The organism is Ruegeria sp. AM1, from assembly GCF_056540745.1.
Genome location: NZ_JBQFXH010000002.1, coordinates 215458 through 235469 on the forward strand (window position 1 = coordinate 215458; position 20012 = coordinate 235469).

The window sequence follows — 20012 nt, forward strand, 5'->3', positions numbered from 1 at the left end:
CAGCATCTGAGCTTGCAATGACGCCCGGACCACAGAACCTGATCACCGATATCCCCGGCCTGAAGGTTGGCAATGCACAGGACGAAGCGCTGAAATCAGGCGCGACCGTGCTGACGGGGGACGCCCCTTTTACGGCATCGGTGCATGTTATGGGCGGGGCCCCCGGCAGCCGCGAGACGGACCTGCTGGCCCCCGACAAAACAGTCGACCGCGTGGATGCGATTGCCCTGTCGGGCGGATCAGCCTTTGGGCTGGATGCCTGTTCGGGGGTTTCGGATGCATTGCACGGGCAGGGTCGCGGTGTCGCGGTCGGCAGCGCCCGGGTGCCCATTGTTCCAGGGGCAATCGTCTTTGATTTGCTGAACGGTGGCGACAAGGCGTGGGTCGAAAACCCCTATCGCGCTTTGGGTCGCGCCGCTTTTGAGGCCGCGTCAGGTACATTTGCGCTGGGCACCGCAGGCGCGGGTACAGGGGCCCTGACGGCCATGCACAAAGGCGGGCTGGGCTCGACCTCGTTTCAACTGGACAACGGGGCCCTGGTGGGTGCGCTGGTTGTGGTGAATGCGCTGGGCAGTGTGACAACGCCGGGGGATCATCACTTTTGGGCGGCCCCGTTTGAGCAACGCGGCGAATTTGGCGGTTTGGGCGCGGATAGGGCGTCGGGGCTGGGGTTCAGCGCCGACAGCCGCAAAGCGGCGGCGATGCGGCCTGCCTCTGTCGATCAGACCAACACGACCATCGCTGTGGTGGCCACCGATGCCGCGCTGTCCAAGGCGCAATGCCAGCGTATGGCGGTTGCGGCCCATGACGGGATCGCTCGGGCGATCGTGCCGGCGCATACGCCTGGTGATGGCGATCTGGTCTTTGGTGTCAGCACAGGCACCGGGCCTTCGGCGCCTGAGGTGGATCTGGCGCTGCTGGGCCATGCCGCATCGCTGTGTCTGGCCCGTGCGATTGCCCGCGCCGTCTATCTGGCAAGACCGGCAGCAGGCGATCTTTTGCCATGCTGGTCGGACTTCCATGACATAGGTTAAGTCACGCACGCTTATTGCCGCGACACAATGCCATCGCGCGGCAATCTGCGCGTTGACTCTCTATCCCCGCAGCGCTCCTTTCTGATCAGCTATTTCTATCGGAGCAGAGAACAATGAAACGCATCCTTGCCACAGCAATTGTCGGCCTTCTGGCCGTTCCCGCTTATGCCGAAGGTGATGCCGAAGCCGGGAAGAAAGCCTTTGGAAAATGCAAAGCCTGCCACGGGATTGTCGACGCCTCGGGCGAAGCGATCGTCAAGGGCGGCAAAACCGGGCCCAACCTCTATGCGATCGCTGGTCGCACCGCGGGGACTGTCGAAGGGTTCAAGTATGGCGACAGCCTTGTAGCGGCGGGTGAAAACGGGCTGGTCTGGGACGAAGAGACCTTTGTTGCTTATACGCAGGACCCCAAGGGTTTCCTGAAAGACTATCTGGACGAAACAGCTGCCAAGTCCAAAATGACCTTTAAGCTGAAGAAGGGCGGCGAAGACGTCTATGCTTATATCGTTAGCGTTTCGGGCGAATAAAGCCTGACACCCGATCTAAATTGACCATTCTCGAAAGGCCGCAGCCCCTGCGGCCTTTCGTGCGCTTGATCCAGAGATGGATCGGGGCCACCTTGGAGACTATTCCAGGCTCAGCCATCCCAGGTGACCGCTCGAGCCAATCGCAACGCCAAGCCGACCTGGCCACAGCCCATACCGCCGATGCCGATGACATGTCGGCGGGCAACAGGAGATATAAAATGGGGATTATGATCCCAGCCTGGGTTGAGGGTAAGCTGACGCCCGTCGACAAGCTGGAGGCGCATGAAAAGGGCCTCAAGCATAAGGCGGTGTCGGTATTTGCGGTGCGGGGCACCGAGATTCTGATGCAGCGTCGGGCGCTGTGCAAATACCATACGCCGGGTCTTTGGGCTAATACATGCTGCACCCACCCGGACTGGAACGAAAGCGCGCCCGTTTGTGCCGTGCGGCGCCTGCGCGAAGAGCTGGGCATTACCGGGCTTTACCCGGAATACCGTCATCGACTGGAATATCACGCGGATGTCGGCAATGGTCTGGTTGAGAACGAGGTGGTCGACGTGTTTCTGGCGCATGTGCGCGGGTCGTTGAAAATCGAACCCAACCCGGATGAGGTCGCCAAGACGCGCTGGATCGACTACCACGATCTGCTGGCCGAAGTGCGCCGCCACCCGGAACGGTTCACCCCATGGCTAAAGATTTATCTGCACAATCATGCGGACACGATTTTTGGCCCCGACCTGATCATGTCGGCGCATTCCTGAACCCTGAATTGAAACCGCCGCTTGCAAGGCGCGCGTAAGCCGCCTAAATCAACGCGTCATGGCCAAGCAAAAGACAGACCCGAATTACAAGGTGATCGCCGAAAACCGGCGCGCGCGCTTCGATTATGCAATCGAAGACGATATCGAATGCGGTGTTGTTCTGCAGGGGTCCGAGGTCAAATCGCTGCGCGCGGGCGGTTCGAACATCGCCGACAGCTATGCGACGGTCGATGACGGAGAGCTGTGGCTGGTCAACAGCTATATCGCGCCCTACGAACAGGCCAAGGTCTTCAAACATGAAGAGCGCCGCCGCCGCAAACTGCTGGTCTCGCGGAAAGAGATGTCCAATCTCTGGAACGCGACACAGCGTAAGGGCATGACGCTGGTGCCGCTGGTTCTGTATTTCAACCACAAAGGTCTGGCCAAGATTAAGATCGGGATCGCTAAGGGTAAGAAAACCCACGACAAACGCGAAACCCAGGCCAAGCGCGACTGGTCACGTCAGAAACAGCGGCTGATGAAGGATCACAGCTAACCGCTGACCGCGTCAAAAGCTCATCGCGGCATCCACGGCCCGTTTCCAGCGGGCATAGCCGGCTTCTCTGTCGGCCTCGGGCAGCTTGGGCTCAAAACGCTGGTCCAGCGCCCATGTCTGCGCGAATCCAGCCTGATCGGGGTAGACGCCCGCGCGCATCCCGGCCAGCCAAGCGGCCCCAAGTGCCGTTGTTTCCTGCATCACGGGGCGGTCGACCGGCGCGCCAAGAATGTCTGAAAGCCCTTGCATGGCCCAGTCAGATGCGCTTGCGCCTCCGTCGACGCGCAGGGTGACATTGGCGTCAGCGCCCCAATCGCCCTGCATCGCATGCCAGAGGTCGCGGGTCTGAAAGGCGATGCTCTCCAGCGTGGCGCGCGCAAACTCGGCCCGGCCCGAATTGCGGGTTAGTCCGAACACCGCGCCGCGGCAATCAGGCTTCCAATAGGGCGCTCCAAGGCCGGTAAAGGCAGGGACCAGAACCACATGCTGGGTCGGGTCGGCCTGGGCGGCCAGCTCGCCACTTTGCGGGGCCGAATCGATGATCTGCAACGCATCACGCAGCCATTGCACGGCCGCGCCTGCGACAAAGATCGAACCCTCAATCGCATAGGTGCGTTGGCCATCCAGCTGATATCCGATTGTTGTCAGCAGGCGGTTTTTGGATTCTACCGGTTGGGTGCCCGTATTCAGCAAGGCAAAACATCCGGTGCCATAGGTCGATTTCAACATTCCCGGTTCAAAACAGGCCTGACCGATGGTTGCAGCCTGTTGATCGCCCGCAACGCCCAGAACCGGAATCTCGCCACCAAATAGCGTTGTTACGCCGAAGTCCGCGGCGCAATCCCGCACCTCAGGCAGCATGGCCATGGGCACGTCCAGCAGATCACAAATCTCAGTGCTCCATTCGCCCTTATGGATATCGAACAACAGCGTACGCGCGGCATTTGTGGCATCGGTGACATGGCTGCGGCCTTCGGTCAGACGCCAGATCAGGAAGCTGTCGATCGTGCCAAAGAGCAACTCGCCCGCCGCCGCGCGTTCGCGCGTACCCGGGACTGTATCCAGCAACCATTTGACTTTGGTGCCCGAGAAGTAAGGATCCAGCAGCAACCCGGTCTGCGTGGTGACGTCATCTTCGCATCCGGCCTGCCGGAAGCGGTCGCAGATATCGGCGGTGCGCCGGTCTTGCCAGACGATGGCGTTGTGGATGGCTTTGCCCGTGGTCCGATCCCAGATGACCGTGGTTTCACGCTGGTTGGTGATGCCGATCCCGGCAATCTGTTGGGCCGTGACATCGTGGTTTTTCATCACGTCGCGGCAGACGGTCAGGACGCTGTCCCAGATCTCCTCAACGTCGTGCTCAACCCAGCTCTCTTGCGGGAAGTGCTGGGTGAATTCGCGCTGCGCCGTTGCAACGCGCTGCATTTGCGCGTCAAACAGAATTGCTCGTGTGGATGTCGTGCCCTGATCAATGGCCAGAATATAGGTCACGCCTGCGCCCCCCTCCCGTTTGGTTTTGCGGGACTTTAGCGCAAACATTGGCGCACTTGCCAGAGTGTTCAGACAGGAATGTTGTCGATCAGACGCACCCCATCCGCCCAGGCTGCAACAAACAGCCGCGCCGGGCGGTTGGCTTGTGGCAGCGCCTCAAGTGTGTCGGCACAGCGCAGGTCGATGTATTCGACCTCAGTAAAGCCAGCCTCCAGCAGCGCCGTCTTGGATTGCTCGGCCAATGCCTCGAATTGATCACCTGCTGCCAATTGGCTTGCCAACTCGCGCATGATCACATTCTTCCGGGCTGCGACAACCAAACCCTCAGGTGACAGGCGCAGGTTTCGCGATGACATCGCCAGACCCGACGGCTCGCGCACGGTCGGGCAGCCGATAACATCAGTAGGCAGGTCCAGATCACGGGCCATGCGGCGGACAATCATCAATTGCTGATAGTCCTTTTCACCAAAATAAGCCCGATCTGCTCGTGTCTGGAGAAACAATTTCGCCACAACGGTCGCGACCCCGTCGAAATGGCCGGGCCGGAACGGGCCTTCCATTACGTCGGTTAGACCTGCGACCGATACATTGGTGGCAAAGCCATCGGGATAAATCTGGTCGGGCTCGGGCACATAGATCGCATCGACCTCGTATGGGGCCAGTTTTTCGGCATCCTCATGCTCGGTGCGCGGGTATTTGGCCAGATCTTCGGGGTTGTTGAACTGTTTGGGGTTCACAAAGATCGTCACGATCACCCGGTCGCAATCGGCCTTGGCGGCCTCGACCAGCGACAGATGCCCCTGATGCAGCGCGCCCATGGTGGGCACAATGCCGATAACCTCGCGGCTGTTCTGCCAGTGATTGGTTTTGGTGCGCAGATCGGGCAGGTGGCGCAGAATTGGCGCGGTCATGTCTTGTGTCCTTTGGTCGGGGCCTGATCGGCAAAGACGTGTTCATCAGCCGGGAATGCGCGCGCGCGCACCTCGGCGGCATATTCTGCAATCGCAGCTTCGGCCTGCGGCCCCAGATCGGCATAGCGTTTGACGAATTTGGGTTTGAACGCGGTGAAAAAGCCCAGCATATCATCGACCACCAGAATTTGCCCGTCACAGCCCGCTGACGCCCCGATGCCGATGGTGGGGATCGAAATCTCGGCCGTGATCCGGTTGGCCAATCCTTGCGGAACCTTCTCTAACACCACGGAAAACGCGCCAGCCTCGGCCACGGCTTGGGCATCAGCCAGGACAGTCTGGGCCTGAGCATCGCGCCCCTGCACTTTGTAGCCGCCCAACGTGTTGATCGATTGCGGAGTCAGGCCGATATGCGCCATGACCGGGATGCCGCGCTTGACCAGAAAGTGGATGGTTTCGGCCATCTCAACGCCACCTTCCAGCTTAATCGCACCTGCGCCGGTTTCTGACATCAGGCGGGCCGCGTTGGCAAAAGCCTGTGCCGGGTCATGTTCATAGCTGGCAAAGGGCATGTCGATGACCATCATCGCCTTGTCCAGACCGCGCGCGACGGCCTGTCCGTGCATCACCATCATGTCCATTGTCACACCCAGCGTGGAATCGAGCCCATGCAGCACCATGCCAACGCTGTCGCCGACCAGCACGAAATCGCAATGGGCATCCATCAGCCGGGCCATCGGCGTTGTATAGGCCGTCAGGCTGACCAGGGGCGCGCCTCCTTTGCGGGTGCGAATATCCTCGGCATTCGGGGCTGTTTTGCGGGCGGTGGCGCTCATGCTCGCTCCTCGCGATGTTCATGTTGCAGTGCGGCATAGCAGATCGATAACGGTCAGAGAAACCCCGGTTGCGCGAACATTCCCTTGATTGACCTGAGGTTTACGGGGACATTATAGCCCGCAGAGCCCTGTTCACACATGGGCGGGTCATAACTTGTGGGGAGAGATTTTCATGATACAGCAGATGCTTCGACCATTTGCATCAGCGCTGGCGCTTGGTGCTGGCCTGCTTGCAACGCAGGTCTATGCGAAATCGGACATTACCATCGCGATGCAGCTGGAGCCGCCGCATCTGGACCCGACCAGTGCCGCCGCGCAAGCCATCGATTCGGTTGTCTACACCAATATCTTCGAAGGTCTGACCCGTTTCATGGGGGACGGATCGGTTGTGCCCGGGCTGGCCGAAAGCTGGGAAATCTCGGATGATGGCAAGGTCTATACGTTCAAGCTGCGCGAGGGGGTCACCTTTCACGATGGCACCGCGATGGATGCCGAGGACGTCAAGTTCAGCCTCGACCGTGCACTGGCTGAGGACAGCGCCAATGCGCAAAAAGCCCTGTTTGCCGGGATCGCAAGCGTTGAGGTCATCGACCCGCTGACGGTTCAGGTCACCTTGTCCGAGCCAAATGGCAATCTGCTGTTCAACCTGGCCTGGGGTGACGCGGTTATCGTTGCACCGGAAAGCATTGAGACCATCAAGACCAACCCGGTTGGCACAGGCGCCTTTACCTTTGGCGAATGGGTTCAGGGCGACAGCATCACGCTGAATCGCAACCCCGACTATTGGGGAGATACACCCGCGTTAGAAACAGCCACTTTCAAATTCATCTCGGACCCGACGGCCGCTTTTGCCGCCATGATGGCCGAGGATATCGACGCCTTTGACAACTTCCCTGCGCCCGAAAACCTGCCGCAATTCGAAGCGGACCCGCGCTTTCAGGTTCTGGTTGGCTCGACCGAGGGGGAAACCATTCTGTCGACCAACAACAAGCAACCGCCATTTGACGATATTCGCGTGCGACAGGCGCTGGCCCATGCCATCGACCGGCAGGCCATCATCGACGGGGCGATGTTTGGCTATGGCACCCCCATCGGTACCCATTTTGCGCCACACAGCCCGGCCTATGTCGATCTGACCGGAAACTCGGCCTATGACCCGGAAAAAGCTGCCAAGCTGCTTGCGGATGCCGGATATGCCGAAGGGTTCGAGACCACGTTGCACCTGCCGCCGCCCTCCTATGCGCGCCGGGGGGGCGAGATCATCGCCGCACAGCTGGCCGAAGTTGGCATCAAGGCAGAAATCATCAATGTCGAATGGGCGCAGTGGTTGGAATCCGTGTTCAAAGGCAAGGATTTTGGTCTGACCATCGTCAGCCATACCGAACCGATGGATATCGGAATCTACGCGCGCCCCGAATATTACTTTCAATATGACAGCGTTGATTTCCAGACCCTGATGGACACGCTGAATTCGACCACCGACCCGGATGAACGCGCGCGTTTGCTGGGTGAGGCGCAGCGTCTGATCGCCAACGACTATGTCAACGGCTACCTGTTCCAGCTGGCCAAGCTGGGCGTGGCCAAGGCGGGCGTACAGGGGCTGTGGGAAAACGCCCCAACAGCCGCCATCGATCTGACGGCTATCAGTTGGGATGAATAAAAAGACCCATAACAAAAACACCCCGAGCATCGGCGCGCTGATGCTCGGGGTTGGTATTTTCTTTCTGGCATTTTCTTTCTTTGCCCCTGCGGTTGCTGCGGATGAGCGTTTGGATACTGCAGTGGAACTGTGGCTTGAGGGCGATGATGCGCAAAGCCTGCCAATGCTGGCGGAGCTGGCCGCCGAGGGGAATGCACAGGCGCGTTTGCTGCTTGGCCGGATCGAAACGTCCGATCTTGGACCGTCGCCTTTCCGGTTGTCTCTGACGGCGAAAGAGGCGCGGGCGTTGTTCCGGCAACCGGACATTAATGCGGTTGGCCGGTCCTGGCTGGCGGTTGAGGCGCGGGCCGGAAATGAGCTTGCGCTGGCGCTGCAACGCTCCAGACGTCCCGAGCCCGATCTGGACCTGATTGCCCGGCTGAATCAGCTTGGCGAACATCAGGCAACCGACTATCCGACCCGTATCGCAGCCCTGTACGGAGGCTCGGATATGCGCCGGGCTTTGCTGTCTGACGCGCAGGTGATGCAGGATCTGAAACCTTACCTCCGCTATCTGTCGGGCCCTGCGGAACCGCGCGGAGACGGGTTGGCCGCGCTGCGGCATATTCAGCCGGCAGAGGTAAGCGCCGAGGCTGCGGACGCGCTGGAGATGGCAGAGTTTCTGGCCCTCGGGCTGGGCTTCGGTGACAGTTCCCCGTCGAATCCCTGGCGCCCGGCGGTCGAGCGCTGGCTTGGTTCCGCGCCATCGGCTGCCCCGATTGCCAACCTGTGCGAAACCAGCTGTGCCGGGGATGTTGCGGCCTGTTCTTTTGCATTTCTGGCCCTGTCAGGGGGCTATTACGAAATCATCCGCATCGACAGCCCGCTGGAGGCCGCGATCCCGCAAGAGACGTTTCTGAACAGCCCGCGCGCACGGCTGATGGTGCTGCGTCGTGCGGTTCTGGCGCGGACCGAAACCAACCTGAGCTGGCTGTCGGAAACCAAGGAGGCCGCCAAACTGTCGGCCTGCGCCATCGATCTGGTGCGACAGGAGCGGCAGAAATATCCCTGACCAGACAGTTCACGCCTCTGGACCCGCGCGCCACTCCTACCTAACGTGTTGGCAATGCTGCGCTATGCCATCAAACGTCTGATCTCGCTGATCCTCAGCCTTGCTGTTGCCTCGGTGGTGATTTTTGCCGTGATCGAGGTCGCGCCGGGCGATCCGGCGTCGTTCATGCTTGGGGTGAATGCCCAGCCGGACACGCTGGCGGCGCTTCGGGCCGAGCTTGGCCTGGATATGACCAAACCGCAGCGATACCTGAACTGGGTTGGGGGGATGCTGACCGGCGATTTTGGAACCTCTTATACCTATCGCACGCCGGTTTCTGAGATGATCGCGGATCGCTTGTGGGTGTCACTGCCTCTGGCCCTTTATGCGCTGGCGCTGTCGACCCTGATTGCCTTTCCCGCCGGCATCTATGCCGCTGCGCGCCGGGGCAGGCCGGGGGACCTGACGGTGATGGGGGCCACGCAGCTGGGGATCGCGGTGCCCAATTTCTGGTTCGCCATGATGCTGGTGCTGATCTTCGCCATCAATCTGCGCTGGTTCAACGCCGGAGGGTTCGCCGGTTGGGATAGCGGGCTGTGGACCGGCCTGCATTCTCTGACCTTGCCCGCGATCGCACTTGCGCTGCCGCAGGCGGCCATCCTGGCGCGGGTCATGCGCTCGGCCCTCTTGGATATTCTGGGTGAGGATTTCATGCGCACCGCCCGCGCCAAGGGCCTGAGCCGCCGTCAGGCTCTGTGGCGGCACGGGGTGCGGAATGCGCTGATCCCGGTGCTGACTATCATCGGGCTTCAATTCTCTTTCCTGCTGGCCGGGTCGATCATCATCGAGCAGGTATTTTACCTGCCCGGCCTTGGGCGGCTGGTGTTTCAGGCCATTTCCGCGCGCGATCTGATCGTGGTGGAATCCGTGGTCATGTTGTTGGTCTTTGCAGTGATCACCGTGAACTTTCTGGTCGATCTGGCCTATGCCGCCGTTGATCCCCGTCTCAGGAGCCGGACATGAGCCGCAATCTGATCCTCGGGTCGCTCCTGTCTTCGCTGGTATTGCTGGCGGCGCTGATCTCATTTGTCTGGACGCCCTATGACTATTCGGCGCTGGATATCCCGAACAAGCTGCAACCGCCCAACGCGCAGCATTGGTTCGGGACCGATCACTTTGGCCGCGACATCTTTTCGATGATCATGGTGGGTGCGCGCACCTCGATTGCGGTGGCGCTGGTCGCGGTTGGTATCGGAATGGCGTTGGGCGTGCCGCTTGGTCTTGCTGCCGCCGCCCGCAAAGGGTCGTGGCTGGATGAGCTGATCATGCGCGGTAACGATCTGGTCTTTGCCTTTCCGTCGCTGGTCATTGCCATTCTGATCACCGCCGTCTTTGGTGCCGGTGCGGTCAACGCGATCATCGCCATCGGGATTTTCAACATCCCCGTCTTCGCCCGCATCACCCGAGGCGCGGCCCTGTCCCTGTGGGAACGCGAGTTCATCCTTGCCGCTCGTGTGTCGGGAAAGGGTGCTGCGCGCATCTCGGTCGAACATATCCTGCCCAATGTCGCCAACTTGCTGATTGTGCAGGGCACCATCCAATTCTCGCTTGGTATTCTGGCCGAGGCGGGCCTGTCTTACGTCGGTCTTGGGGCTCAACCGCCCACGCCCAGCTGGGGACGGATGCTGGCTGATGCGCAGACAATGGTCAGCTTTGCCCCGCATTTGGCTCTGATTCCGGGGCTGGCGATCATCGTGACGGTGCTGGGCCTGAACCTGCTGGGGGATGGGTTGCGTGACTGGCTGGACCCGCGGATCAGGGTGGCCCGCGCATGAGCTTGCTGGACATCCAAAACCTCTCGCTAGCGATCCACGGGACACCGGTCCTGAAACAGGTCAGCCTGTCGGTCGCGTCCGGCCAGATCGTCGCGGTGACCGGCGAAAGCGGATCGGGCAAATCCATGACGGCGCTGGCCGTCATGCAATTGCTGCCAAACGGGGCCAGTACCCAAGGTGCGATCACCTTGAGCGGTCAGGATCTGCTGGACCGGCCCGAGCCCGAGATGTGCGCCCGGCGCGGAGCCTCCATCGGGATGGTGTTTCAGGAACCGATGACCGCGCTGAACCCGGTGAAAACCATCGGCGATCAGGTGGCCGAGACCATTCTGATCCACAAAGCCATGCCCCCCGCGCAGGCCAAAGCCCGTGCGCAAGAGGTTCTGATCCGCGTCGGCCTGCCGCCCGATCGCTTTCCCATGACTCGCTATCCGCATGAGCTGTCCGGCGGCCAACGTCAGCGTGTGGTCATCGCCATGGCCATCGCGCTGCGCCCGAAGCTGCTGATCGCGGATGAGCCGACCACAGCGCTGGACGTCACCACTCAGGCGCAGATTCTGAAGTTGCTACAGGGGCTGGTGGCCGAATACGGGATGGGTCTGCTGATGATAACCCATGACCTGGCGGTTGTTTCCCAGATGGCTGACCAGATCGTGGTGATGCGCCACGGTGAGGTGGTTGAGACCGGCCCGACCGCGCAGCTGCTGGGTAACATGCAACATCCCTATACGCGGATGCTGTTCGAGGCCTCGGGCCATCAGGTCGATCTGCCCGCAGCCCCCGCGCCGCGCCCTCTGTTGCACGTGACAGGCGTGGTCCGCGATTATCGTTTGCCACGCAAGCGCCTGTTTGATCCGCCCGGTCACCACCGCGCCGTTGACGATGTCAGTTTCACCCTGCACCGGGGGGAACGTCTGGGGCTGGTCGGCGAATCCGGGTGCGGAAAATCGACCCTAACACGGGCAATTTTGGGGCTTGAGCAGGTGCAGGGCGGTGAAATTCTGCTGGAGGGCCAGCCGGTTTTCACCGGGCATAGACCCAATCCAGACGTGCGGCGAAAGATGCAGGTGGTGTTTCAGGACCCCTATGGCAGCTTCAATCCCCGTCATCGTGTCTCGCGCCTGATTGCCGAGCCGCTGCATGTGCTGGACGCGCCGCCCACCGGGGCAGAACGCCGGGATCGCATCGCCGAAATGCTAATGGCCGTTGGCCTGCGCCCCGACGACGCGGGCAAATATATACACGAGTTCTCGGGCGGTCAGCGCCAGCGCATCGCCATCGCGCGCGCGCTGATCATCCGGCCCGAACTGATCCTGTTTGACGAGGCTGTCTCGGCCCTCGATGTGTCTGTCCGGGCGCAGATTCTGGATTTGCTGGCCGAGCTGTGCGCGGCCTATAACCTGACCTATCTGTTCATCAGCCACGATCTCAGCGTGGTGCGAACTATTACGGATCGGGTCATGGTGATGCGGGCGGGCAAGATCGTCGAACAGGGCGAGACGGAGGCGGTGTTTGCAAACCCACAGCACCCTTACACGCAGGATTTGATCGCAGCTGCCCCCCGCCTGCCGGACCTGAGGCAGCACGCGATATGAAAACGCCTTGTTAGAGCCTAAATGGAGGCCAGAATCATGCAAAACCCGCTTTGGTTTGATCCCAGCCGTTGCCTGATTGGCGGTGCTTGGCACCCCACCACAGGTGGCACCCTGCCTCTGATCAATCCGTCTGACGGCACCGAAATCTGTCAGATTGCCAAAGGGGGTGCGTCAGATATCGACGCCGCAGTTCGGGCCGCCCGCGCAGCGGTTCAGGGTGATTGGGGCCGCATGACCGCGCTGGAGAGAGGGCGCATTCTGACGCGGCTTGGCCAGCTTGTACTGGACCGTGTCGACGATCTTGCCCTGCTTGAGGCGATGGATGTGGGCAAACCGCTGACACAGGCGCGCGCCGATGCCGTGGCCCTTGCGCGGTATTGCGAATTCTATGGCGGCGCTGCCGATAAGGTGATGGGTGAGACCATTCCCTATCTCGATGGCTATACGGTCTATACCCTGCGCGAACCGCATGGCGTGACCGGCCATATCGTGCCGTGGAACTATCCGATGCAGATCATCGGACGTTCGGTTGGGGCGGCGCTGGCGATGGGCAATGCCTGCGTGTTGAAACCAGCGGAAGAGGCCTGTCTGACCGCGCTGGCCTTTGCCCATCTTGCCGTCGACGCTGGGCTGCCCGCCGGCGCGCTCAACGTGGTCCCCGGTCTAGGGGCCGAGGCCGGAGCGGCACTGTCAGGTCATCCGGATGTCGACCACATCTCTTTCACCGGCTCTGTCGCCACTGGCGCGCTGGTGCAGCAGGCCGCAGGCCGCAACGTGGTGCCCGTGACGCTGGAATTGGGCGGAAAATCCCCACAGCTGGTGTTTGACGATGCCGATCTGGACGCGGCGCTGCCGTTTCTGGTCAATGCTGGTATTCAAAACGCAGGTCAAACCTGCTCGGCCTCGTCCCGCATTCTGGTGCAACGGGGCGTTTACGAGCAAGTGAAATCCCGAATGGCCGACGCTTATGAGCAGCTAACGGTTGGTCCTGCGCAAGAGGATCTGCGGCTCGGTCCGCTGATCTCGGCGCGTCAGCAAGAGATAGTAACTGGATTTCTCGAGAAAGGAGCTGATCTGAACGTCGCTGCTGAGGGCGAGATCGTTGGCCACGCCCCGGAAACCGGCGCGTATGTGCGCCCCACGCTGTTCTCAGACGTTCCCGCCAATCACCCGCTGGCCCGCGACGAAATCTTTGGGCCGGTGCAGGTTTTGATACCGTTTGAGACCGAAGAACAGGCTCTAACCATAGCCAACAGTACCGAGTACGGGCTGGTCGCCAGCATCTGGACACGCGACGGCGCGCGACAGATGCGGTTGGCAAAGGCGCTGCGCTCGGGTCAGGTGTTCATCAATAACTATGGCGCAGGCGGCGGGGTGGAGCTGCCCTTTGGCGGCGTCGGAAAATCAGGCCATGGCCGTGAAAAGGGGTTTGAGGCGCTCTATGGTTTCTCACAACTCAAGACGGTTGCGGCCTATCACGGCTAAACGATCACCTCGATCGCTTCCTGAGCGCCGACGCCAAAGACGCGCTTGTAGCGTTCGATCTGATCTGCGGGTCCCATGGCCTTTTCCGGGTTGTCCGACAGTTTGACCGTGGGGCGCCCATTGGCTGAAACCGCCTTGCAAACCAGCGAGAACGGCGCCAGCGCGTCATCTGGTACAAGCCCCCGGAAATCATTGGTCAGCAAGGTCCCCCAGCCGAAGGACACGTTGGTTCGCCCGGCGAACTGTGTGTGCAGTTCCTGGATTTTGTCCACATCCAGCCCATCTGAGAAGATGATCCGTTTCTGTGTCGGGTCCTCGCCGCGTGATTGCCACCAGTTAATGGCAATCTCAGCCCCGGTCGCAGGATCGCCGCTGTCGACACGGATGCCGGTCCAGCCTGCCAGCCAATCCGGGGCGCGATCCAGAAAGCCTTTGGTGCCATAGGTGTCGGGCAGAATAATGCGCAGATTGCCGTCATGTTCCTCATGCCAGTCGCTGAGCACGTCATAAGGCGCGCGCGCCAACGCCCCGTCATTGTCAGCCAACGCAGAATAGACCATGGGCAACTCATGCGCGTTGGTTCCGATCGCCTCAACCTCGCGCCGCATGGCGATCAGGCAGTTCGAGGTGCCGGTAAAGGCCTGTCCCAACCCTTCGATCATCGCCTGCACGCACCAATCTTGCCACAAGAAGGAATGCCGCCGTCGGGTGCCGAAATCGGCTATCCCGAGCCCTTTGATGGGCCGCAGCTGAGCGATCTTCTCCCACACGCGGGTCATCGCACGGGCATAGAGCACCTGCAGTTCGAACCGCCGCATGTCGTTCAGCACAGCGCGCGAGCGCAGCTCCATCAGCACCGCCAGCGCGGGGATTTCCCACAGCATGACCTCGTGCCATTTACCCTCAAAGGTCAGCTCATACTGATCGCCCTTGCGTTCCAGATGGTAAGGTGACAGGCGCAGATTCTCGAACCATTCCATGAAATCGGGACGGAACATTTGCCGTTTGCCGTAGAACGTATTGCCGCGCAGCCAGGTGCTTTCCCCCCGGCTAAGGCTGAGCGAGCGGATATGATCCAACTGCTCACGCAGCTCACCCTCATCAATCAAACGGGCCAGCGGAACGTGATTCGACCGGTTGATCAGCGAAAAAACCACATCGGTTTGGGGCTTATTGCGAAACACTGACTGGCACATCAGCAGTTTGTAGAAGTCCGTGTCGATCAACGACCGCACAATAGGGTCGATCTTCCATTTGTGATTGTAGACGCGCGTCGCAATGTCGACCATGGAGAACTCCTGCGATTTCCGTTGTTAGATCAATCAGCACGGTGAATGGCAAGAGTCCCTGATTTGGTGACAATGACAAGGTCAAGTCACATTGCTGGCTTAATATGCTGTCTTTTCAGCGATTAGTCGGGGGTGGGATTGAACGATGAGAATGAAATAGTGCATGAGCCTCAACTACGATTTTGACATCGTTACAACTGTGCCGGACGATCTCGAGTCCGGTCAGGCGGAAGGTGTGCGTTCGGAAGACATCCGAGTTCGCGCAGCTTTTCGGGATGTCAAAACGGCAGATGCATTGCGCGAGGCCTCGCCCGAGATCCGCGAGATTTTCATAGATGCGGGCTTTGACCTAAGCGCACGCGGGGGCACCTCCCCCAGTGGGTATTATCCTTCCGGTGATGCGGATGACCGTGCCCGAATTCTACGTCGTTTGTTTGCGAATATCAGGCGCATCGGTCTCGAAGGGGCATATTTCGGCGATTTCGATTTTCAAAAGTTTCTCGAACATCTCAAGACCGCCCAGCCCGAGGTAGAGATTGTGCGCCAGGAAACTCCGGCCCGGACGGCGCAACCGGCGCCGTCGCCGGGTAAACCGGAACGACGCACCGTTCAGGGGCGCATTGGTTTCGCCCTCGGTCTGGCGGTGCTTCTGTTTGTCTTGCTGAAGTATCTTGCCGCAGCGGGGGCGTCGCCCTAAGGGTCAGGCAAGGGTCACGCCGACATCTTGCATGGCTTGCCGCGCCGCATTCAGCGAGCCGTCCATATCAATTGCCCGGCATGTGTCCAGCCTTACCGAGACATCAAAACCCAGCCGGGCCGCATCCACGGCCGAATAGTGGACGCAGAAATCCGTCGCCAGTCCGACCAGGGTCAGTTGCCTGATCCTGCGCGTCTCAAGATACCCTTTCAGCCCGGTCGGGGTTTCGCGATCATTCTCAAAAAAGGCTGAATAGCTGTCGATGGCGCTGCGAAACCCTTTGCGCAGGATCAGATCTGCATCCGTGCGCAGATCGGCGTGAAACGCGGCCCCATCCGAGCCCTGAACGCAATGATCGGGCCACAATACCTGCGGACCATAGGGCATGTCTGTCACGTCGAACGGAGCCTTGCCCGGATGGCTGCTTGCAAATGAAGAATGCCCCGCCGGATGCCAGTCCTGTGTCAGGACAACCACATCAAACTCATCCATCATCGCATTGATCGGCGCGACGATCTCGTCCCCGCCGGCAACGGCCAGCGCGCCGCCCGGGCAAAAGTCATTCTGGACATCGATTACGATCAGGGCATGGGTCATCAGGCTCTCCTCTGGTTGTCATATCGGTAGGGTCCGCAGGGGAAGCCGTCAATGCGATGTCTTGCGTGTTTCAGGCAAGGGCATTAGATCGCCCCCATGTACACCATTGCCGCCCTCTATCATTTCACCCGGTTTGATGACCCGGATGCCCAGCGTCCCGCGCTGCTGGACTTGTGCCGTGTTCAATCGGTCAAAGGGACATTGCTGCTGGCGCAAGAGGGGATCAACGGTACGATCGCGGGTCCGCGAGCCGGGATCGATGCGGTTCTGGCGCATATCCGTGCGCTGCCGGGATGTGACGGTCTGGAGTGGAAAGAGGCGACCTCGGATCACCCTCCCTTCGGTAAGATGAAGGTACGGCTGAAGAAAGAGATCGTGACCATGGGCCAGCCTGATGTCGATCCGCGTGCCAGCGTCGGCAATTATGTCGATCCGCAAGACTGGAACGATCTGATCCGGTCCGATGATGTGGTGGTGATAGACACCCGCAACGATTATGAAGTCTCGATCGGAACATTTGAGGGCGCAATAGACCCCGAAACAGCCAGTTTCCGCGATTTTCCCGCCTGGTGGGAGGTGAACAAAGACCGCTTTCACAACAAACGCGTCGCGATGTTCTGCACCGGCGGCATCCGCTGCGAGAAATCGACCAACTATCTGCTGGGGCAGGGGGTCGAGGATGTGTACCACCTGAAGGGCGGCATTCTGCGCTATCTCGAAGAGATGCCAGAAGAGGACAGCACCTGGCAGGGTGAGTGCTTTGTGTTCGATAATCGCGTCTCGGTTGGACACGGGCTGGTCGAAGGGCCGCATAAACTGTGTCATGGGTGCCGTCGCCCGATCCTGCCCGAGGATGTGAAGCGGCCGGAATACGAGCATGGTGTGTCGTGCCATCGATGCATCAACGAGACGTCCGAGCACGACAAGATGCGGTTCCGTGAGCGGCAAAAGCAGATCACCCTATCCCGCGCGCGCGGACAAGAGCATCTGGGCAGCCAATAATCCCACATCTCTAAGGGGTTGCGGCATCTGCCCCGACACGGGATGATTGCGCATATCGATCAAACCGCTGGGGAATCTATGTCGCAGGACCCAAAAACGCTGCAAGAGTGGAAATCGACCCTGCTGGCTGCGTCCGGCCTGATGGTTGTCAGTATCCTCGCCTACTATGCGCTGTCGCATCTCAGCGAAGCGGCGGCTGGAGACACGGTTGGAACGCTCGCGACCGTTGGATTGCTGATCTGGCTGTTCTCGCAAACTTGGTATCACCTGACGCGGGTGAAATCGCCGCGCAGGCAATTGCTGCTGATGGGGATTTCGTTCATTCAGGTCGTGCCGTTCCTGTTTGCGGCGGTCTATAGTTCGTTCGGGTATGATGATCGCTGCGTTATCGGGGCAAATGGCCCAGGGGATGTGCTGTATTTCTCGTACGTGACATTCACCACGGTCGGGTTTGGTGACCTGACACCCGCCGGTATGTGCCGGGCCTTGGCGGTGGCCGAGGCGATCACCGGATATATCCTTCTTGGTCTTTTCGTCGCCGCAGCGGTGGGTCTTTATGGGCGCACGCATCGCCGCAACGGGCTGTGAGCTGCGAATAGACCCTAATCAGGGTCTATTTGTTCTGATCGATCCACCGCGACATCAACTGTTTATCGCGAAAGCACTCGGCCGGGATCGGGCGTTTTTTGCCGCGCGATATCCGCTCGGCAAAAGCCACCTGCTTTCCGGTTGGATAATTCGCAAATGGCGATGGATCTTCGGGCTTATGCGCCGAAATCCAGTTCGACATAGAGCGCCGGTCCCGTTGCGCCTCAACAGGGATTTCCAGCGCCGATTGTTCAGCGATGGCACGCGCATAGCGCATCTGGCGGTCCGTGACCGGCAACAGATGATAGTCGTTTGTGGGCCCGTCCTGGGCCAGCCTACGCGGTGTCTGGACCATCGGTTTATCCTCCGCTCATGTAGAACATAAGTAGAACATTAACCGTTTCTTTCAAGGGCAGGCCCTTATTTCCTGCAATTTCCCGCGCATCGCAGTGTTTGATTGACTGGCCAGTCAATTACGATTACCTGCCAATTGACTACATCTACTTGCCCAGCGGATGGGCCCCTGCGCAGAAAAGGACCCGGCATGAAGTTTCAGCCCAAGGCCAGCCATTTCATCAACGGCGAGTATGTCGAGGACACCACCGGCGCGCCGATCGACGTTGTTTACCCAGCCACTGGCGAAGTGATTGCGCGGCTGCATTCCGCGACGCCTGACATCGTGGATCAGGCTCTAAACAGCGCAAAAGCCGCCCGGGCCGACTGGGCCGCCATGTCTGGAACCGAACGCGGGCGTGTTCTGCGCCGGGCGGCTGACATCATGCGCGACCGCAATCGCGAGTTGTCGATTTTAGAAACGCATGACACGGGCAAACCGTTGCAGGAAACGCTGGTCGCGGATGCAACCTCGGGAGCGGACGCGCTGGAGTATTTCGGTGGGCTGGCCGCCTCGCTGACAGGGGAACATATCCCGCTGGGTGGCGGCGACTTTGTCTATACCATCCGCGAGGCGCTGGGCGTTTGCGTCGGTATCGGGGCGTGGAACTATCCCACCCAGATCGCCTGCTGGAAAGGCGCACCCGCGCTGGCCTGCGGCAATACAATGGTCTTTAAACCCTCCGAGACCACGCCTTTGTCGGCATTGCAGGTCGCTGAAATCCTGATTGAGGCCGGCGCGCCCAAGGGCGTCTACAACGTGGTGCAGGGCTATGGCGATGTCGGCGCGTCGCTGGTGACGGATGCGCGCGTCGCCAAGGTGTCGCTGACCGGATCCGTGCCGACAGGTCGTAAGGTCTATGCCGCGGCGGCGGACGGCATGAAACATGTCACCATGGAACTGGGCGGCAAATCACCGATGATCGTCTTTGACGATGCGGATATCGAAAACGCGGTATCTGGTGCCATTCTGGGCAATTTCTATTCCTCGGGTCAGGTCTGTTCCAACGGGACGCGCGTGTTCGTGCAGAAAGGTATCAAAGAGACCTTCCTCAAGCGCCTTGCGGAACGGCTAGCGACCGCAAAGATCGGCGATCCGCTGGATGAAGAAGTGAATTTCGGCCCCATGGTCAGCGAGAACCAGATGAACATCGCGCTGGGCTATGTCAAAAAGGGTAAGGCCGAAGGCGCGCGGCTGATCTATGGCGGCGAACGGATCGACGGCGACGGCTTCTACATGCAACCAACCGTCTTTGCAGATGTAACCGACGATATGACCATCGCCCGCGAAGAGATCTTTGGTCCGGTCATGTCTGTGCTGGACTTCGACACCGAAGAAGAGGTCATGGCCCGTGCCAACGATACCGAATTCGGCCTAGCCGCCGGTGTGTTCACCAACGATTTGACCCGAGCGCATCGCATCGTCGCCGGGTTCGAGGCGGGCACCTGTTACATCAACACCTACAACCTCGCGCCGGTCGAGGCCCCGTTTGGCGGCTCGAAAATGTCCGGCGTGGGCCGCGAGAACTCGAAACTGGCGATCAACCACTTCAGCGAGATGAAAACGGTTTACGTCTCGATGAATGACGTTGAAGCGCCCTATTGAGCCGATCAGAATGAGGCCGGATCCCTGAAAATCCGGCGAGCAGCGCTCTGTTCCCGACATTTCGCGTCGGGAACAGAGCATAAGCCTTCCCCAACATATGGCTGACTTTTTGGCAGGGGCGCGTCTGCGCCCGTGATCAG

Annotated in this window: 20 protein-coding genes; 14 read left to right on the forward strand and 6 right to left on the reverse strand. The window is 60.1% G+C overall.

Annotated features, from left to right (window positions below):
• Window positions 1-17 precede the first annotated feature (17 nt).
• The 4 genes from ACR0I7_RS08860 to smpB all read left to right on the forward strand — a co-directional run bounded on the left by ACR0I7_RS08860 (window position 18) and on the right by smpB (window position 2857).
• Entirely contained in the window at window positions 18-1034 is a 1017-nt protein-coding gene (locus ACR0I7_RS08860; RefSeq protein WP_480510117.1) for a P1 family peptidase, read from the forward strand.
• 113 nt (window positions 1035-1147) lie between these two features.
• Window positions 1148-1561, forward strand: coding sequence for a c-type cytochrome (locus tag ACR0I7_RS08865; protein ID WP_480510119.1), 414 nt, complete (start codon window positions 1148-1150; stop codon window positions 1559-1561).
• 218 nt (window positions 1562-1779) lie between these two features.
• Complete coding sequence (locus tag ACR0I7_RS08870) at window positions 1780-2322, forward strand: isopentenyl-diphosphate Delta-isomerase (RefSeq protein ID WP_480510121.1); 543 nt, start codon at window positions 1780-1782, stop codon at window positions 2320-2322.
• Window positions 2323-2380: 58 nt separating this feature from the next.
• Entirely contained in the window at window positions 2381-2857 is a 477-nt protein-coding gene (smpB, locus tag ACR0I7_RS08875) for an SsrA-binding protein SmpB (protein ID WP_480510122.1), read from the forward strand.
• 12 nt (window positions 2858-2869) lie between these two features.
• Here the strand turns inward: smpB and glpK are convergent, their stop codons facing one another.
• The 3 genes from glpK to panB all read right to left on the reverse strand — a co-directional run bounded on the left by glpK (window position 2870) and on the right by panB (window position 6095).
• Window positions 2870-4348: a glycerol kinase GlpK gene (gene glpK, locus ACR0I7_RS08880; protein ID WP_480510703.1), complete on the reverse strand. Its 1479-nt coding sequence runs from the start codon at window positions 4346-4348 to the stop codon at window positions 2870-2872.
• 68 nt (window positions 4349-4416) lie between these two features.
• Window positions 4417-5259 carry a pantoate--beta-alanine ligase gene (gene panC, locus ACR0I7_RS08885; RefSeq protein ID WP_480510124.1) on the reverse strand — a complete coding sequence of 281 codons (843 nt, stop codon included), beginning with the start codon at window positions 5257-5259 and terminating at the stop codon, window positions 4417-4419.
• Window positions 5256-6095, reverse strand: a complete 840-nt coding sequence (panB, locus tag ACR0I7_RS08890) for a 3-methyl-2-oxobutanoate hydroxymethyltransferase (protein WP_480510125.1) — start codon at window positions 6093-6095, stop codon at window positions 5256-5258. The genes panC and panB overlap by 4 nt, the downstream gene beginning before the upstream one ends.
• 184 nt (window positions 6096-6279) lie before the next feature.
• On the opposite strand from panB, the gene ACR0I7_RS08895 reads away from it, so the two are divergent.
• Genes ACR0I7_RS08895 through ACR0I7_RS08920 form a run of 6 tightly spaced genes read left to right on the forward strand, consistent with a single transcriptional unit; the run spans window position 6280 to window position 13700 of the window.
• Window positions 6280-7755 (forward strand): ABC transporter substrate-binding protein, encoded by a 1476-nt coding sequence (locus ACR0I7_RS08895; protein ID WP_480510705.1) that lies wholly within the window; start codon window positions 6280-6282, stop codon window positions 7753-7755.
• A complete protein-coding gene (locus ACR0I7_RS08900; RefSeq protein WP_480510127.1) occupies window positions 7748-8806 on the forward strand; it encodes a hypothetical protein in 1059 nt (352 codons plus the stop codon). The genes ACR0I7_RS08895 and ACR0I7_RS08900 overlap by 8 nt, the downstream gene beginning before the upstream one ends.
• A 54-nt stretch (window positions 8807-8860) precedes the next feature.
• Window positions 8861-9808 (forward strand): ABC transporter permease, encoded by a 948-nt coding sequence (locus ACR0I7_RS08905; RefSeq protein ID WP_480510129.1) that lies wholly within the window; start codon window positions 8861-8863, stop codon window positions 9806-9808.
• Entirely contained in the window at window positions 9805-10620 is an 816-nt protein-coding gene (locus ACR0I7_RS08910) for an ABC transporter permease (protein ID WP_480510131.1), read from the forward strand. The genes ACR0I7_RS08905 and ACR0I7_RS08910 overlap by 4 nt, the downstream gene beginning before the upstream one ends.
• On the forward strand, window positions 10617-12215 hold the full coding sequence (locus tag ACR0I7_RS08915) for an ABC transporter ATP-binding protein (RefSeq protein WP_480510133.1): 1599 nt from the start codon (window positions 10617-10619) through the stop codon (window positions 12213-12215). The genes ACR0I7_RS08910 and ACR0I7_RS08915 overlap by 4 nt, the downstream gene beginning before the upstream one ends.
• 36 nt (window positions 12216-12251) lie before the next feature.
• Window positions 12252-13700 carry an aldehyde dehydrogenase family protein gene (locus ACR0I7_RS08920; protein ID WP_480510135.1) on the forward strand — a complete coding sequence of 483 codons (1449 nt, stop codon included), beginning with the start codon at window positions 12252-12254 and terminating at the stop codon, window positions 13698-13700.
• On the opposite strand, the gene pncB is transcribed toward ACR0I7_RS08920, so the two are convergent.
• The gene (gene pncB, locus ACR0I7_RS08925; protein WP_480510137.1) at window positions 13697-14989 is read right to left on the reverse strand and encodes a nicotinate phosphoribosyltransferase; all 1293 of its coding nucleotides are present in this window, start codon (window positions 14987-14989) and stop codon (window positions 13697-13699) included. The genes ACR0I7_RS08920 and pncB overlap by 4 nt on opposite strands.
• A 163-nt stretch (window positions 14990-15152) precedes the next feature.
• On the opposite strand from pncB, the gene ACR0I7_RS08930 reads away from it, so the two are divergent.
• Window positions 15153-15686, forward strand: coding sequence for a hypothetical protein (locus ACR0I7_RS08930; RefSeq protein ID WP_480510139.1), 534 nt, complete (start codon window positions 15153-15155; stop codon window positions 15684-15686).
• A gap of 3 nt (window positions 15687-15689) precedes the next feature.
• Here the strand turns inward: ACR0I7_RS08930 and pncA are convergent, their stop codons facing one another.
• The gene (gene pncA, locus ACR0I7_RS08935) at window positions 15690-16283 is read right to left on the reverse strand and encodes a bifunctional nicotinamidase/pyrazinamidase (protein ID WP_480510141.1); all 594 of its coding nucleotides are present in this window, start codon (window positions 16281-16283) and stop codon (window positions 15690-15692) included.
• Window positions 16284-16379: 96 nt separating this feature from the next.
• On the opposite strand from pncA, the gene trhO reads away from it, so the two are divergent.
• Window positions 16380-17285 carry an oxygen-dependent tRNA uridine(34) hydroxylase TrhO gene (trhO, locus tag ACR0I7_RS08940; RefSeq protein WP_480510143.1) on the forward strand — a complete coding sequence of 302 codons (906 nt, stop codon included), beginning with the start codon at window positions 16380-16382 and terminating at the stop codon, window positions 17283-17285.
• Window positions 17286-17363: 78 nt separating this feature from the next.
• The gene (locus ACR0I7_RS08945) at window positions 17364-17873 is read left to right on the forward strand and encodes a potassium channel family protein (protein ID WP_480510145.1); all 510 of its coding nucleotides are present in this window, start codon (window positions 17364-17366) and stop codon (window positions 17871-17873) included.
• 25 nt (window positions 17874-17898) lie between these two features.
• Here ACR0I7_RS08945 and ACR0I7_RS08950 read toward each other — a convergent pair whose 3' ends face one another.
• Window positions 17899-18228: a hypothetical protein gene (locus ACR0I7_RS08950; RefSeq protein WP_480510147.1), complete on the reverse strand. Its 330-nt coding sequence runs from the start codon at window positions 18226-18228 to the stop codon at window positions 17899-17901.
• 189 nt (window positions 18229-18417) lie between these two features.
• Here ACR0I7_RS08950 and betB point away from each other — a divergent pair, with 189 nt between their 5' ends.
• Window positions 18418-19872 carry a betaine-aldehyde dehydrogenase gene (betB, locus tag ACR0I7_RS08955; protein WP_480510149.1) on the forward strand — a complete coding sequence of 485 codons (1455 nt, stop codon included), beginning with the start codon at window positions 18418-18420 and terminating at the stop codon, window positions 19870-19872.
• Window positions 19873-20012 lie beyond the last annotated feature (140 nt).

Excerpts from the sequence above, each read along its gene's own strand:
- betB (WP_480510149.1), top strand. The coding sequence starts at position 18,418 with ATGAAGTTTCAGCCCAAGGCCAGCCATTTCATCAACGGCGAGTATGTC.
- pncB (WP_480510137.1), bottom strand. The coding sequence starts at position 14,989 with ATGGTCGACATTGCGACGCGCGTCTACAATCACAAATGGAAGATCGAC.
- ACR0I7_RS08950 (WP_480510147.1), bottom strand. The coding sequence starts at position 18,228 with ATGGTCCAGACACCGCGTAGGCTGGCCCAGGACGGGCCCACAAACGAC.
- ACR0I7_RS08915 (WP_480510133.1), top strand. The coding sequence starts at position 10,617 with ATGAGCTTGCTGGACATCCAAAACCTCTCGCTAGCGATCCACGGGACA.
- panB (WP_480510125.1), bottom strand. The coding sequence starts at position 6,095 with ATGAGCGCCACCGCCCGCAAAACAGCCCCGAATGCCGAGGATATTCGC.
- pncA (WP_480510141.1), bottom strand. The coding sequence starts at position 16,283 with ATGACCCATGCCCTGATCGTAATCGATGTCCAGAATGACTTTTGCCCG.
- ACR0I7_RS08895 (WP_480510705.1), top strand. The coding sequence starts at position 6,280 with ATGCTTCGACCATTTGCATCAGCGCTGGCGCTTGGTGCTGGCCTGCTT.
- ACR0I7_RS08920 (WP_480510135.1), top strand. The coding sequence starts at position 12,252 with ATGCAAAACCCGCTTTGGTTTGATCCCAGCCGTTGCCTGATTGGCGGT.
- smpB (WP_480510122.1), top strand. The coding sequence starts at position 2,381 with ATGGCCAAGCAAAAGACAGACCCGAATTACAAGGTGATCGCCGAAAAC.
- ACR0I7_RS08860 (WP_480510117.1), top strand. The coding sequence starts at position 18 with ATGACGCCCGGACCACAGAACCTGATCACCGATATCCCCGGCCTGAAG.
- ACR0I7_RS08910 (WP_480510131.1), top strand. The coding sequence starts at position 9,805 with ATGAGCCGCAATCTGATCCTCGGGTCGCTCCTGTCTTCGCTGGTATTG.
- ACR0I7_RS08930 (WP_480510139.1), top strand. The coding sequence starts at position 15,153 with ATGAGCCTCAACTACGATTTTGACATCGTTACAACTGTGCCGGACGAT.
- ACR0I7_RS08900 (WP_480510127.1), top strand. The coding sequence starts at position 7,748 with ATGAATAAAAAGACCCATAACAAAAACACCCCGAGCATCGGCGCGCTG.
- ACR0I7_RS08865 (WP_480510119.1), top strand. The coding sequence starts at position 1,148 with ATGAAACGCATCCTTGCCACAGCAATTGTCGGCCTTCTGGCCGTTCCC.
- ACR0I7_RS08945 (WP_480510145.1), top strand. The coding sequence starts at position 17,364 with ATGTCGCAGGACCCAAAAACGCTGCAAGAGTGGAAATCGACCCTGCTG.
- ACR0I7_RS08870 (WP_480510121.1), top strand. The coding sequence starts at position 1,780 with ATGGGGATTATGATCCCAGCCTGGGTTGAGGGTAAGCTGACGCCCGTC.
- ACR0I7_RS08905 (WP_480510129.1), top strand. The coding sequence starts at position 8,861 with ATGCTGCGCTATGCCATCAAACGTCTGATCTCGCTGATCCTCAGCCTT.
- panC (WP_480510124.1), bottom strand. The coding sequence starts at position 5,259 with ATGACCGCGCCAATTCTGCGCCACCTGCCCGATCTGCGCACCAAAACC.
- trhO (WP_480510143.1), top strand. The coding sequence starts at position 16,380 with ATGTACACCATTGCCGCCCTCTATCATTTCACCCGGTTTGATGACCCG.